The organism is Maridesulfovibrio frigidus DSM 17176, from assembly GCF_000711735.1.
In the GTDB taxonomy this organism is placed as follows: Bacteria; Desulfobacterota; Desulfovibrionia; order Desulfovibrionales; family Desulfovibrionaceae; genus Maridesulfovibrio; species Maridesulfovibrio frigidus.
This window is the reverse complement of sequence record NZ_JONL01000001.1, coordinates 709983-723661: the sequence shown is the minus strand read 5'-3', so window position 1 is coordinate 723661 and position 13679 is coordinate 709983. Positions and strand designations below refer to the sequence as shown.

Annotated in this window: 12 protein-coding genes, 1 tRNA gene and 1 pseudogene; 3 read left to right on the top strand and 11 right to left on the bottom strand. The window is 43.4% G+C overall.

The features are described 5' to 3' along the window. Nucleotides 1-27 precede the first annotated feature (27 nt). The 10 genes and pseudogenes from rho to BR06_RS0103375 form a co-directional block, all read right to left on the bottom strand. Nucleotides 28-1308, bottom strand: coding sequence for a transcription termination factor Rho (rho, locus tag BR06_RS0103420; protein ID WP_031480144.1), 1281 nt, complete (start codon nt 1306-1308; stop codon nt 28-30). Between the two features lie 439 nt (nt 1309-1747). Continuing rightward, a pseudogene (locus tag BR06_RS0103415) lies at nt 1748-2257 on the bottom strand (CarD family transcriptional regulator); the annotation flags it as partial. A 232-nt stretch (nt 2258-2489) separates the two neighbouring features. After that, nucleotides 2490-3095, bottom strand: coding sequence for an aminoacyl-tRNA hydrolase (pth, locus tag BR06_RS0103410; RefSeq protein ID WP_031480139.1), 606 nt, complete (start codon nt 3093-3095; stop codon nt 2490-2492). 103 nt (nt 3096-3198) lie between these two features. Continuing rightward, nucleotides 3199-3798: a 50S ribosomal protein L25 gene (locus tag BR06_RS0103405; protein ID WP_031480137.1), complete on the bottom strand. Its 600-nt coding sequence runs from the start codon at nt 3796-3798 to the stop codon at nt 3199-3201. A 66-nt stretch (nt 3799-3864) separates the two neighbouring features. Beyond that, entirely contained in the window at nt 3865-4803 is a 939-nt protein-coding gene (locus BR06_RS0103400) for a ribose-phosphate diphosphokinase (protein WP_031480135.1), read from the bottom strand. A gap of 39 nt (nt 4804-4842) precedes the next feature. Beyond that, a tRNA-Gln gene (locus BR06_RS0103395) sits at nt 4843-4917 on the bottom strand. Between the two features lie 32 nt (nt 4918-4949). Continuing rightward, the gene (gene ispE / locus BR06_RS0103390; RefSeq protein WP_034602737.1) at nt 4950-5825 is read right to left on the bottom strand and encodes a 4-(cytidine 5'-diphospho)-2-C-methyl-D-erythritol kinase; all 876 of its coding nucleotides are present in this window, start codon (nt 5823-5825) and stop codon (nt 4950-4952) included. Nucleotides 5826-5876: 51 nt separating this feature from the next. After that, nucleotides 5877-7148 (bottom strand): alpha/beta hydrolase, encoded by a 1272-nt coding sequence (locus BR06_RS0103385; RefSeq protein WP_031480131.1) that lies wholly within the window; start codon nt 7146-7148, stop codon nt 5877-5879. A gap of 110 nt (nt 7149-7258) precedes the next feature. Then, nucleotides 7259-7906 (bottom strand): peroxiredoxin-like family protein, encoded by a 648-nt coding sequence (locus BR06_RS0103380; RefSeq protein WP_031480129.1) that lies wholly within the window; start codon nt 7904-7906, stop codon nt 7259-7261. A gap of 134 nt (nt 7907-8040) precedes the next feature. Continuing rightward, nucleotides 8041-9489 carry a Do family serine endopeptidase gene (locus tag BR06_RS0103375; RefSeq protein ID WP_031480127.1) on the bottom strand — a complete coding sequence of 483 codons (1449 nt, stop codon included), beginning with the start codon at nt 9487-9489 and terminating at the stop codon, nt 8041-8043. Nucleotides 9490-9644: 155 nt separating this feature from the next. On the opposite strand from BR06_RS0103375, the gene BR06_RS0103370 reads away from it, so the two are divergent. The 3 genes from BR06_RS0103370 (at nt 9645) to BR06_RS0103360 (ending at nt 12483) form a co-directional block, all read left to right on the top strand. Continuing rightward, a complete protein-coding gene (locus BR06_RS0103370; protein ID WP_031480125.1) occupies nt 9645-10628 on the top strand; it encodes an FkbM family methyltransferase in 984 nt (327 codons plus the stop codon). Nucleotides 10629-10802: 174 nt separating this feature from the next. After that, a complete protein-coding gene (locus tag BR06_RS0103365; RefSeq protein ID WP_031480123.1) occupies nt 10803-12005 on the top strand; it encodes a serine hydrolase domain-containing protein in 1203 nt (400 codons plus the stop codon). A 175-nt stretch (nt 12006-12180) separates the two neighbouring features. Continuing rightward, nucleotides 12181-12483, top strand: a complete 303-nt coding sequence (locus BR06_RS0103360) for a bacteriohemerythrin (protein WP_051676889.1) — start codon at nt 12181-12183, stop codon at nt 12481-12483. Here BR06_RS0103360 and BR06_RS19570 read toward each other — a convergent pair. Beyond that, entirely contained in the window at nt 12458-13678 is a 1221-nt protein-coding gene (locus BR06_RS19570; protein ID WP_051676888.1) for an MFS transporter, read from the bottom strand. The genes BR06_RS0103360 and BR06_RS19570 overlap by 26 nt on opposite strands. Nucleotide 13679 lies beyond the last annotated feature (1 nt).

Below are 13679 nucleotides of genomic sequence, written 5' to 3'. Positions count from 1 at the left end.
TAATCTTTGTAAGTAGGAGGGGAAGGATTATTTACCCATCATCTCAAAGAAGTCTTCGTTCTTTTTGGTTCCTTTCATCTTACCGAGAAGGAATTCCATAGAATCTATGGTGTTCATCGGGGCAAGAAGCTTTCTAAGAATCCAGACTTTATTAAGAACTTCCTGTGAAAGTAGAAGCTCTTCTTTACGTGTACCGGAACGGTTGATGTCAATGGATGGGAATACTCTCTTCTCAGAAAGTTTGCGATCAAGGTAGAGATCCATATTACCTGTACCTTTGAATTCTTCAAAGATAACTTCGTCCATTCTGGAACCTGTATCAATTAGTGCTGTTGCAATAATTGTAAGACTTCCGCCTTCCTCGATGTTACGTGCTGCTCCGAAAAATCTTTTCGGGCGCTGCATAGCGTTTGCATCAAGACCACCGGAGAGAACTCTACCGGAAGAAGGTGTTACTGCGTTGTATGCACGTCCTAAACGAGTGATTGAGTCAAGAAGGATGACAACATCTCTTTTACGCTCAACAAGACGTTTAGCTTTTTCAAGAACCATTTCAGTCACCTGAACATGGCGCTGTGGAGGTTCATCAAAAGTCGAACTTACGACTTCTGCATTAACAGTTCTAGCCATGTCTGTGACTTCTTCAGGGCGTTCGTCAATAAGAAGAACGATGAGGTCGACATCAGGATGGTTAGCGTTAATGGAGTTAGCGATATTCTGAAGCATCATTGTCTTACCGGTACGGGGAGGAGCAACGAGCAGTGCGCGCTGTCCAAGTCCGATTGGAGCAAGGATATCGATAACTCTTGATGTGAAATTCTTTGGACCGTTTTCCATTTTGAAACGGACGTCTGGGTAGATAGGTGTGAGGTTGTCGAAGAGAACAAGATTTCGGGAGTGTTCAGGAGCTTCTAAACCGATTTCATTAACCCGGAGCAGTGCAAAATATCTTTCACCCTCTTTAGGGGGGCGAATCTGTCCGGAAATAATGTCACCCTTTCTAAGGCCAAATCTACGAATCTGTGATGGAGATACGTAGATATCGTCGGGCCCGGGCATGTAGCTATAGGTGGGGGAGCGAAGGAATCCGAATCCATCGGGCAGTACTTCAAGTACGCCTTCTCCGTAAATTTGTCCGTTTTGGGCTGCACAACCTTGCAGTAGTCCAAAAATCAGTTCCTGTTTACGCATTCCGCTGGGGTTTTCAACTTTGAACTTAGTAGCAAGATCCATAAGATCTGCCATGCTCTTTAGTTTCAAATCAGTCAGATTCAGATTCAGATTGTTTGTATTTTGTTCTTGGCCCATATCTTGTGTTAACCGAGAGTTAGAAGTTTAAGAATAAATAAAAGCTTACTTAATATTATATCTAGCGGGTGCGTTACACTTTAAATGTATTACGCACTCGTTAAAAGGCATTTTCGATGATTGAAGAACAGGATGTATTGGATTTCCTAACGAGAAGGGCGTTTTATGTGCTCGTATTACAATTATATTAATAGTGAATTTAGCACGGCCCATTTTGCAGTATATCTATGAAGATTTGCTTATGAAAGCGAGTATGGTGTTAGACATCATACTTGTGGACTGCAACCTCATAGGGCATTAACTGAAAGAATCAAAGATGACAAGTTGTTTAGACTTTTTTTTGAGATTATTTCTTTTGTTCTTTTGCTTTCTCTTCTCTTGCTTTCTTCTCTTCTTTCGCTTTCTTCTCTTCTCTTGCTTTCTCTTCTTTTGCTTTCTTTTCTTCAGCTGGCTTGTCTAATACATCACTAAAAAGAGCGTTGATCTCTTCTTTTGCTTCGTCTTGTTCAATTTCAAGGGCAAAAGACATTTCCATTGAGACAAGTCCCATGGCCTGTTCCAAAAGTCTACGTTCACCGAATGAAAGTTCTTTATCACGCCCAATCAAAAATAGTTCTTTGAGAACATAAGCAACGTCTTGTAGGTCGCCGCTTTTGAGCTTTTCAGAATATTCTCTGTAGCGTCTGTTCCAGTTTTGTCCTGTGTAGCCTGTGAAATCTGATCTATCTTTGAGGCACTCGTATATTCCGAGAGCTTCTTTGTTACTGCAGACAGGTCTTAGCCCCACATTATGGGCATTTGATACCGGGACCATAAGAGTAACATTGTTGCTTAGAATGCGCACAATGTAGAACTCGGCAGTTGATCCACTGATTTCCTGGCTTTCAATACGTTCTACTTCGCCTACTCCCTGTGAAGGGTAGACAACAAGTTGGCTTATCTCAAACACGCATGGCTCCTTGGACTTAGAAAAGAAATGGTTAGAAATGTTTTCAGGTCGTTTATAATAGAAATTTTAGACTAATTTGGCACGTTTAATCGTCTTAGCAGTGATGTATGCTAAGTTTAGCGTCTTCCTTCTTCACATTTCTTTAGAATCCCCGATTTGAGGTCTGTTGATCTGGGGAATGATTTCGAATGCATACTATAACTGAAATGAGTGAAATAGTCTATTGCCAGATTTAACTTTCATCCGGCTCGAAGGTATGCATGAATTGCGTAGCAGGACCTTGTCCTCGCCTGAAATATAAGTCTAGTCCTTTGATTACCGCGTGAACCATTTGATTAGATACATTCAGTTCTTTCGCGCTGAATTCTTCAAGAACGTAATCCTTAACTTGTGATGAAAATTCTGGTCGCCCGATCCCTATTCTAATTCTTAAAAAGTCCGGGGATTTCATGACTTCCTGAATAGATAGTAACCCTCTATGGCCATTATTACCGCCGCCTCGTTTGAACTTCATTCTTCCTTGCGGAAGGTCAAGCTCATCGTGAACAACGATAACGTCTTTAACAGAAATGGAATTTTTGCCGCAAATGGAACCGACCGCGTTTCCACTTAGGTTCATGTAAGTAAGCGGCTTGGTAACAAGAATATTATTACCTGCAAGTGACATACTGAAAAGTTCGTAGTTACTTGAAGCACTCAGCTCTTTGAAGCGCATACTTTTTCGGGATTTGGCCAGCTCCACGAGCGCGTCAGCTAGGATAAAGCCGATGTTGTGGCGAGTTGTGGCGTATTCCGGGCCGGGGTTTCCGAGTCCTACGATAAGCGCTTTGTATTCCATGTGGCATTATCCTTTGAAAAATGAAACTGGAAAATAGTGGGGGCTTTAAAAATAGAAAAGGCCCCGGAATTCCGAGGCCTCTAAATTCATATATGCAGGGAAACTATTCGGTTTCTTCTGCTGTTTCTTCGCCATCATCATCGGAAACTGTTCTACCAGCTACACAACGAACTAGAGCAAAGTTGCTGTCGGAGTTAATTCTAGCACCATCAGCTAGTTTAACATCATTAACAAAAACAGTGTCCTGAACATTCATGCCATCAATGTTGACAATGATTTTAGCTGGAATTGTTTCTGCTGAACAAAACACTTCAAGTGTTTCGCGGTAAATTGTCATCTGTCCACCTAGTTTAATACCAGGTGCTGTTCCTTCGAGAACAACAGGAACTTTGATCTTCAGAGGCTTCTTAGGAGCTACTCCGAGGAAATCGATGTGGTTGATGCGAGGACGAACTGGATCCATCTGCGCTTTCCAGATCAATGTGTCGTGTGTTTTTCCTTCGAACTCAAGATTGAAAAGCTGAGTTGTACCGATTTTGCGGTACATCTTAGTGAATTCGATTTCGTTTACGGAAAGGATTACGTTTTCGCCTTCCTGAGAGTAAAATACTGCAGGAATTTTACCAGCGACACGTAGACGACGGTTCTGACATTTACCAGTTTTCTCGCGCTTTTCAGCTACGAAAGTTACTTTTTCTGACATTATATCTCCTTTTGGTTAACCAGCTGCCGCTCAAAAATAGACCGGCAGAGGGTGGGAATAGGCTTTTTAAACGAAGAGTACGCTAACCGAAGATTCGGTGTGAACGTTATGAATGCATTTAGCAAGGAGTCCGGCTACAGACATGACCTTGATTTTACCGCATTTCAACTTATCGTCTGGGACAGGCAATGTGTTTGTTACAATCACCTCGGAAAAAGGTGCTGCACAGAGTCTGTCAATTGCCGGGCCGGAAAGAACTGGATGAGTAGCGCAGGCAATTACTTCCTTTGCGCCATGATCCATAAGTACTTTAGCTGCCTGACATATGGTTCCGGCTGTGTCGATCATATCATCTATGACTACACATGTTTTTCCTGAAACTTCTCCGATTACGTTCATTGCCTGTGCCTGATTTGGTGCATCGCGACGTTTATCAACGATAGCTAATCCTGCGTTCAGGCGTTTTCCGTAAGCTCTGGCACGTTCAGTTCCGCCTGCGTCAGGGGAAACCATAACCATGTCTTCTTTACGGTGGCGTAGTTCATCGAGAAGAACTGGAGCTGCATAAATATTGTCAACAGGTAGATTGAAGAATCCCTGAATCTGTCCTGCGTGCAAATCAATTGTGACCATGCGGTGCATGCCCGCTACAGTCAAAAAGTCTGCCATTAGTTTTGCGCTGATTGGCGCGCGCGGAGATACTTTTCTGTCCTGTCTTGCGTATCCGTAATAAGGAACAACCGCTGTTACTCTGCGTGCGCTTGCGCGTTTGAGAGCGTCCAGCATGAGGCATAATTCCATAAAATGAAAGTTGACAGGGTCGCAAGTGGACTGGACTACGAATACGTCACAGCCACGAACGTTGTCTTGGATTTCGAGGCGGATTTCTCCGTCGCTGAATTTTTCGCGAAGGCAAGGTGTTAGGCGACTACCGAGGTGGTCACAGATTGCTTCTGCTAAAGGTACATTAGACGAGCCGCTGATAATCTTGAGTTCACCGTTCATTAGGGTCTCCATCTTGACCTCTTGGGAAGGGAAAAAATTTGGCTGGGATGGCAGGATTTGAACCTGCGAATGACGGGATCAAAACCCGTTGCCTTACCGCTTGGCGACACCCCAGCACTGTATGTAGAAATCTAGACTAGTACTGACTAAAAGATATGAATTACAGAGTCAACATTCTTAGCGTTTAATTCAGAAGCTGTTTTTTCCGCTAAGGCTTTATCTTTAAAAAAAGATATAACGCTTGCACCACTTCCGCTCATAACCGCTCCGCAGGCTCCACTCTTCAACAGAAATTCCTTAGTTTCCCTTATAACAGAAAACTCAGGGAGGACAACGCGCTCAAAGTCATTGAACAAAGTTGCCCTCGTTTTGGAGGCCGCTTTGTTATTACCGCAAGGTGAAGTTGTCAAGTAAAATGAATCTTTTTTTTGTGGATTCTTGATAGGATCTACATTGCTCCATGCTTTATAAGCCCACGCGGTATTCACATGAACATCGGGGCAGACTAGTAGCGCAGTAAGTCCCACAAGGTCAACCTCGCAAGGAGTCAGCTCTTCGCCGATTCCTTTTGCCCATGCAGGGCCATCAAGCAGGAAGAAGGGAACATCGGCGCCAAGTTTAGCCGCAAGTGCATTAATTTGAGCATGTTCCATACCAGGGCTTTTGGGGTGATTATTCAGGTAGCGTAGCATTGTTGCCGCGTCTGAACTTCCGCCACCGAGGCCTGCTCCGGTGGGTGTTTTTTTGGTAAGCTCAATATGAAGTCCGGGTCTGAATCCCGTAGCTTCAGCATATTTATCCCACGCTTTATATATAAGGTTGTCTTCAGCCGGAAGGTCGAAGTCAGCACAATGAATACTGCATCCTTCATCTTTTTCGGTGATTGCAAGCGTGTCCGCAAGCGCAGGAAAAGGATGAAACAGGGTGTCCAGTTCGTGATAACCATCAGCTCTTTTGCCGACAATTTTCAGGTAAAGATTCACCTTCGCCGGTGCTGTAAGAATTGTTGCTGTTTTGTTCATGGACTGCTTCATACCTCAAAGGCATTAAGGAATAAAGATGCAATTACCCGTCTATTTAAAAACATCATCAAAGAAATCAAAAACAACCTGACTCATTACACTGCGGTTTTCAGTTATACAGTGATTAGATGCGCCTTCATTTTTGGGAGTCATAACAAATTTCTTGCGCTTGTTCGGCAATTTTTTGAAACATAGTTTTTGCTGGCGTTTAACTTCTTCATTTGCATATTCGCCTTCGCCGACTATAATAAGTGCCGGACAATCAACCTTTTCAGGGTTGAAAGAGAACCCTTTATTTGCAGCGACAAGTCCGGGAATATCATTCATTTCCACTCCCCAGCGCCATGCAATTGCTTTCACGGTATTCTGCTTGAATGATGACCATCCTTCCACAATCTCTTTAGTTGCTGAAGCCACAGGCATAGATGCGAAAAGAGGATATGCATCAACAACCGCGCTGTTCATCGCAATTGCTTTTATGCGTGGATCATTCTCAGCCGCTATGGGTACGAAACCTCCTCCGCCACTGATTCCGTATGCAGCGACCCTTTCATGATCGGTTTCAGGTTTTGCAAGAACGTAATCAACAATCGCTTTGATCGGTACGTTCGCATCAGCACGAAATACTTTACCCTCGAGTGGAAGCAATCCCTGACCCGGTAGATCAACTGTTATGAAATTGTAGCCTCTGTCAAAAGCTTGCGGCGCAATATAAAAAACGAGGTCTTCGGCAAAGGTTTCGCCTCCTCCGAGCATTATGAGTGTCTTTGCGGGTTTATCACTATTGGGCGCTTTGCGATAGAAGCCGGGCAGTACTGAACCTTCAAAAGGAATCTCAATGTATTCTAAAGGAGGATCGAAAAGGATTCCTGCTTCCTTCAACATATTTCTGCTTTGGTCGGCGGTTTTTTTGAATGCAGGGTCAGCAGGCATCATGGATATAAGTGCTGCACGATAATAATATGAAGCGCGTTGAAATTGTTCACGCGCACTGACCTTATGGCCTGCGGCAAGGGATTCTTTACCCCTTTTTTCAACCCGCTTAGCCATATTGATCCATTCTTTCTGCCAGCTTTCAGCGCTACCTTCTTTGATGTTTGATGCTGTGTAAAAGGCTTCACCTATTTCGCAGCCATGATTCATTGTTGCTCCTAAAATCAGGGCAAAAGCAAAATCCATTTCGTTGTCATTAAAATGGATTTTGGCAAATGATTCATGCGCGTCGAAGTCGCTTTCCGAGTCGGCAAAGCTGTTGGTAGCAACTGAGCTTGCTATGATAATCAGGCATAAAATTGAAAGGATGGTGCGTGCAGAAGTGTTCATGGAAATTTCCCCGTATAAAATTATAAATATTATTAGGGAGATCATGTCATGATAGGTGGACTAATTCAATGTAAAAAAGGGATACAGCATTAAGCCGTATCCCGTTTTATTTAAATTTCTTTTAAAGCTTTTATTATATCACTTGGTTCAAGACGTTTAGTGTAGTCGGCATCCACAAAGTGGTAAGCGACTATGCCGTGAGTGCTGATAACATATGTAGCTGGGACCGGGAGTTTGAACGTATCTTCACCATTAAATTCGGGTATATTAATCCCGAATTTATCGTATATGGGACGCAGGTCATCGCTGAGTGTGAAAACTAGCCCATACGATTCTGCGACTTTATTGCCTTCGTCATAGAGCACATCAAATGCAATTTCGTTCTTTTCGCGAGTGGAAAGAGAATTGTCCGGTGTTTCCGGAGATATCGCTACAAGCTTTGCGCCTGCAGCTTCAATTTCTGGAAGAGCACGTTGAAGGGCTGCCAACTCTAAGTTGCAGTAAGGGCACCAACCACCTCTGTAAAAGCTAAGCACTACAGGTCCGCTTTCAATTAGTTCAGAAAGGGATCGTTCTTCACCAAGATGGTTTTTAATTTTAAATGCTGGCGCCTTGCGGCCGGTCTGCAAACTTTGTTCTTCGATACCTGAACTTTTCAACTCAGTAGTAGCTTTGTTCATCACGTCCAGTATTTCTTTTGGAACTTTTTTTTCTTTTTCTACTTCATAATCAGCAATTTGCTCAGATAAGTTAGGCATTCTCTGGCTCCTATTTAATTAAAATGTTGGTCCATAAAACGGTTAGCCGCATAATCTAAAACAGCCCTGCCTTATCGATAGGTTCGACAGGACAGGGCTGCTAATATTCTCAACTGAGGGCAAGGGCTGTCATTTTATTCAGCCGTCTTTTTCGGGGCAAGTTCGATGGTGCGGAATATGTTTCTTCCCTGACGCTTAATTAGAAGCATCACAAGTCCACGTTCTTTGCCTTCGCTATTGATGATCTTGCGAAGATCTTCAATAGTGTTGACTTTATGCTGGTTAGCTTCCAGAATCGCATCGCCTACCGCTATAGCGGCTTCTTCAGCTGGAGTGTTCGGCTGTACTTCGATCACAAGTAAACCTTCCATTTTGGCTAATCCTAGAGCCTTAGCTTCGGCTTCACGGTCAATGGAGCGAGCAACAAGGCCTAGCTCTTCAACTGTTTCCTGCTTGGCTTTAGGACCGAAATCCTTAACGGCTACAACTGTTTTACCGTTTCTTTCGCCAAGGGTGACAAGCAGGTTCTTAGCCTGGCCTTTGCGCCATACCTGAACGTCGACTTTCTTGCCGGGAAGAAGAGCTGCTATTGTGCGAAGCAAGTCGTTGGTGTCGTCAATTTTTGCGCCGCCTACTTCTAATATGACATCACCGACTTTCATGCCGCCTTTGTCAGCTGGATCTCCAGGGTTAACAGAGCTTACGAGAGCACCTGTTTTGCTGGAAAGTCCGAGAGCTTTGGCAGTATTAGCATCAGCGTCCTGTATCGTTACGCCAAGCCAGCCGCGGCTGACTTTATTGTTTGTCTTAAGCTGCGATATTACATTTTCAGCCATGTTGCTTGGAATGGCAAAGCCGATTCCCTGACCGTTGGCAAGTATCATGGTGTTAATGCCGAGCACTTTACCTTTCATGTCGATTAGTGGTCCACCACTGTTGCCGGGGTTAATGCTAGCATCAGTCTGGATGAAGTTATCGAATGGTCCTGCACCAATGATGCGGCCTTTCGCGCTGATAATGCCTTTAGTCACGGTATGACCAAGTCCGAATGGATTACCTATAGCCATAACCCATTCTCCAACCTGTGCTTTGTCTGAATTTGCAAAACTAAGGAAGGGAAGTTTCTTTCCTGCATCAATTTTTAACAGAGCAAGATCTGTTTCCTTATCAAGTCCGATAAGTTTAGCCGTGTATTCGCGATCAGCATTCTGAAGCTTAACTTTAACTATATCGGCTGAAGCTACAACGTGATTATTTGTTACAATATATCCGTCAGCGGAGATGATAAAGCCGGTTCCGAGGCCGCCTTGCTTACGTTTCTGCTTAGGACTGTTGCCTTTAAATCTGTCTTCGAATTGTTTAAAAAAGTCCTCAAGAGGATTTTTCTGTCCGGGAGAGGAGTGGAATTTGTTTTGCGTGGAGCCGTCTTGCTTCACTGTGTTTACAGTGCTGATGAAAACAACTGAAGGGCCGCATTTTTTTGCGAGCTCAACAAAAGTGGGTAGCCCGTTTGCCATTGCAGAGACGGGGAGCATCATTAAAGTGATAAGAGTAAAAACACCTAAAAGTCGCTTGGAATTCATGAAACCTCCTGATGTGCCGTCAGGAAAACGGATAGCGACGGCATTAAAAATAATTATATGACTATTTGTATAAAAGTAAATAGGTAGTGGCAAGTTGTCCTACAGTTGTGAAAAAATGTTTATACATGTATTTCACCGTTTATGCAGGGGGGACAATGGATAGCGAACTTTTACACAAGTTTATTGGCAAGGTCGAAAAAGAAACTTACGAGCAGTTTCAGGAAGTTGAAGAGCTGTTTTGCTCTAAAGACTTTTATCTTGAGAAAGTAGGAGATTGGTTTGTAGTCCGATTTTCTTCCATTTTAGGCTATATGCCCTTTTGGAAATATGAGCCAATGACCCGCTATTCCTTTCAATTTAAAGCGTGGGAATGTAAAATAGGTTCGGCCAGATTTTATACGTCCGTTTGTCCTTTTTTTGAATTTGTGTGTGAGCTTAGAGGGTATACATTGCCCGGCACTGTTAGCGCGGATTCGACTGTTGTGGATGCCGGCCCGTGGAATGGTATTTCGGGTATGTATTTCAGTGCCGCAGCAAAGGCAGGAAAGGTTATCTTTCTGGAACCGGACAATCAGAGCGCAGATTTTATAGGCGCAGATATCGGTAAGAATAATTTTGCGAACTGTGAACTTGTTAGAAAAGCTCTCTATACTAGAAGTGGTGAAGTAAGCTTTCAGCACAAATCTGGCGGAGAAAGCTGTATTAATGAAGGTGATTCGCTCACTGAATCTGGTTCGGAAGCTGAAAGAGATTCTGATTCATTTATAGTTGAAGCGATTACTTTAAATGATCTTATTGCAGATTATGCTCCTAAAGGTGTAGAATTTTTCAAAATGGACATAGAGGGCGCTGAGGTCGATATCGCGTATGATATAGCACTCTACATTAGCGATAATCCAAAGTCGTGGGCGGCAATAGCCTCATATCATGAAGTGGGAGAGGGGCGGAGCTCGCATATACTGGAAGAGAAATTTGCAGCGTATCCTAATCTAGTTTTTAAAACGGCTTATCCATATCATGAGACAACTTTTGTAGCGAATGTGAAGAATGAAGCTGTCGCAAATAATATTAGGAAAATGACTAGTTTTACCGTTGGCTGGAAAGCTATAAATAAGGATGTTGAAAGGCAGGGCGGATGAACGTAGATTTTGTTTGATGAATATAATACTCGTTATTATTGCGTTAATTTGTCGACTATTTTAAAGGATAAAATGAACTTTACATCCAAACACACGCTAGATATTTTTAAAGATACTTTCTCTCCGCATAATTCAAAATTTAACTCTAGCCATACGACTTTACGCAAAATTTTCATGTCAGCGATTATTGTGTTTTCTGCCATATCAATAATGGGAGCGCGTGGTTGCGGCAATAGCGGTACTGATTTTCCTGCCGATCAGGCAAAGGCCTTACAAGCATCACTTGATCAATCTAAGGCTGATTTTGGATTTCCAGGCGGGGCACTGGCTGTTCGAGAAGTAGGCGGCGCGACTTGGATGGGGGCTACGGGAATTGCAACTTTCGCCTCAAATGTAGCGGATGTTAAAGGGACATCAGATAAAGATTTCTTCCCTTCATTTTTTGTTTCCACCGCATGGGCCGGTTCATCCGATTTTGAAATGAGAACATATTTGTATACGCGCATTGGCAGTATGACAAAATCTTATACAGCCACCCTCATACTAAAAATGGTTGAGGAGGGGCTCTTGCGTTTAGAGGATACTATTGATGACTGGATGGGAGTTGGATATTACCCAAACAGTGATATCATAACAATCCGCCAACTACTGAATATGACTGCTGGAATAACGTCCTATACAGGAACCGGGACTTTTTATGCCCGTTATACTGCGGACTCTACTCAAGAATTTTTGCCAGAAGAGCTTGTTTCTTATGCGCGCGACAGTGCAACCCCGAATAATTTTGCTCCGGGTGCTGGCTGGAATTACTCAAATACAAATTTTGTAATTCTAGGACTTATTGCTGAAAAAGCAGGAGGTTCAAGTTTCAAAGAATTGATAACGACTAAAATTATAGAACCTTTGGGCTTGACCGATACATCTGTTCCAGCTGGCGAGAATAGGGCCGTTCCTTTGGAATATATAAGTGGATATAAAGACGATAGCGGTACTTGGGTAGACGCGACTTTATATTCTCCTACGATTGCTTTTTCAGCTGGCAATATGATTAGTACGTTGCCGAACATGCTGCAATGGATTGAGTCAATACATGAAATGAAATTACTCACCGAGTACTCAACGATTCAAATGATGGATTTTGTTTCAATGACCACCGGAGGGCCACTAAATGGTGGCACGGCTGGTTACGGTCTTGGATTATCTTATCACAAGGGCGCTATCGGACATGCAGGGGAGATCAATGGATATAAAGTTATAGTTAATAAGTACAAGAATCATTATTTCGCAGTGATTGTTAATACCGATTCTGCGGCGGGTAATGCCGAAGAAGTTTTCTGGCGCGCAGCTAGGGTTTTGTACCCTGATGATAATATTTAATAGGGCTATACGAGTTCTGAGATTCCATTAGCTACAAATGTAAAGTATGATTTTAGGGCATACTATGATTGGAATGACTGGTTTTGATGTTGATTTGTAGGTCATCTGCATGGATGCTAAAAAGAATAGTGGCGATAAGGTTATGATCAACTTTATGTTATTTTGGGAGTGCTAAATGGGTAAATTAGAATGGGTTGATTCTTTGAGCGTTGGCGTTAAGTCTATTGATGATGAGCATAAGAGGCTGATTAAGATAGCAAATTCTATCATTAAAATATCTTGTGACTTTTCTGACAGGGATAAACTAACACGCGCAATGTCGTGTTTGCGCGAGTACACCGTTTTTCATTTTTCAAATGAAGAGGCTTACATGGCATCAATTAGTTGCCCTGAATTAACAAAGCACTCCGCAGAGCATGCACGATTGAAGCGTGTAGTGAAAGAATTTCCAGCTAAAGCAACTTATCCCGCCCACTAAACGTCAGCACCACCATTAGGATTCCCAGAGGGGTAATCATTATAGATAGCGTGTTCTGCGGGGAAAAGGAACCGTCCATGAGCATTCCTGCGACAGTGCTTCCTATACCTTGGCATATAAGTAGAAGGCTGACGTATGAGGCTGATGCCATGCCTGAAGTCTCTTTAAATTTAGCGAACAGCGACTTTAAACTGATTGGCTCGATGAATCCGAAGCTGAATCCTAAAAGAGTCAAAGGGGCCATGAAGATAATGACATGTGACATAGATGAAGTCATGTCTAAAGCTGAAAACAGCACGCTGCCAGCGAGGCCGATAACTGCACCGAGTACAAAGAGCTTTTTCGGGGGAAATTTCTTAACGGCCCTTACAGCTGATAATTGACCAGCAATAATACCCGCTATGATTAGTATGTTGGCTATGGCGAATCCGGTCGGAGTTAGGCCGAAATCTGTTTGTAGAGATAGTGGGGTGATTACAAGGTAGGCTCCTTGAAATACTGCGAACATTAGTAGAGGTCCTGCTACCAATAATATCTGATTGGAAAGGAGGATATCTCGGTAATTTTTCAGGCTGCCAGCGAAGTCTACTCTGGGCGGTCGATTTTCCTTCGGGAGAGTTTCACCTAAGTAAATGGATGCAAAGCCGCTCGCGATGGACACACCTGTCAGAATGTAAAAGACAACACGCCACCCGACATATTCTATGACCACTCCGCCTATAAGCATAGATAGTATAGGGATAAGCGCGGTCATCGCGCCAAGCAGTCCTAGTACTGTGTATGCTTCGGGTCCCGGGCATTCATCTCGAACCATTGCTAATGTAGGAACTTGAATCAGTCCCACGCCAAGTCCTTGAATTACCCGCCCAGCCAGAAAAACAGTACCGCTGTCTGCCATAGGACACACTAAACTGCCCAGACAAAACAGAGCTAGTCCTGTGAGAACGAAGTTCCGTCGTCCCCACGCGTCAGACAGAGGTCCCGCCACAATCATTACTGCAGCAAAGCTGACGAAATAGAGCGTAAGTGTTGCGCTGAGCTCTTGACTGCTCATGGACAGATCACGTCCTATTTCTGGCAAGCCCGGTATAAAAATACTGGTTCCCATCCAGACTACACTGCTCAGCGCTGCGAGCGCTAGGCTAAAACCTTTGATGGACATGCCGTTTCTGGTTTTTTGCGAGACTTGAGTCAAA

Bases quoted from the DNA above. Each gene is read 5' to 3' on its own strand.
- rho (WP_031480144.1), bottom strand. From the start codon at position 1,308: ATGGGCCAAGAACAAAATACAAACAATCTGAATCTGAATCTGACTGAT.
- pth (WP_031480139.1), bottom strand. From the start codon at position 3,095: ATGGAATACAAAGCGCTTATCGTAGGACTCGGAAACCCCGGCCCGGAA.
- BR06_RS0103405 (WP_031480137.1), bottom strand. From the start codon at position 3,798: ATGTCAGAAAAAGTAACTTTCGTAGCTGAAAAGCGCGAGAAAACTGGT.
- BR06_RS0103400 (WP_031480135.1), bottom strand. From the start codon at position 4,803: ATGAACGGTGAACTCAAGATTATCAGCGGCTCGTCTAATGTACCTTTA.
- ispE (WP_034602737.1), bottom strand. From the start codon at position 5,825: ATGAACAAAACAGCAACAATTCTTACAGCACCGGCGAAGGTGAATCTT.
- BR06_RS0103385 (WP_031480131.1), bottom strand. From the start codon at position 7,148: ATGAACACTTCTGCACGCACCATCCTTTCAATTTTATGCCTGATTATC.
- BR06_RS0103380 (WP_031480129.1), bottom strand. From the start codon at position 7,906: ATGCCTAACTTATCTGAGCAAATTGCTGATTATGAAGTAGAAAAAGAA.
- BR06_RS0103375 (WP_031480127.1), bottom strand. From the start codon at position 9,489: ATGAATTCCAAGCGACTTTTAGGTGTTTTTACTCTTATCACTTTAATG.
- BR06_RS0103370 (WP_031480125.1), top strand. From the start codon at position 9,645: ATGGATAGCGAACTTTTACACAAGTTTATTGGCAAGGTCGAAAAAGAA.
- BR06_RS0103365 (WP_031480123.1), top strand. From the start codon at position 10,803: ATGTCAGCGATTATTGTGTTTTCTGCCATATCAATAATGGGAGCGCGT.
- BR06_RS0103360 (WP_051676889.1), top strand. From the start codon at position 12,181: ATGGGTAAATTAGAATGGGTTGATTCTTTGAGCGTTGGCGTTAAGTCT.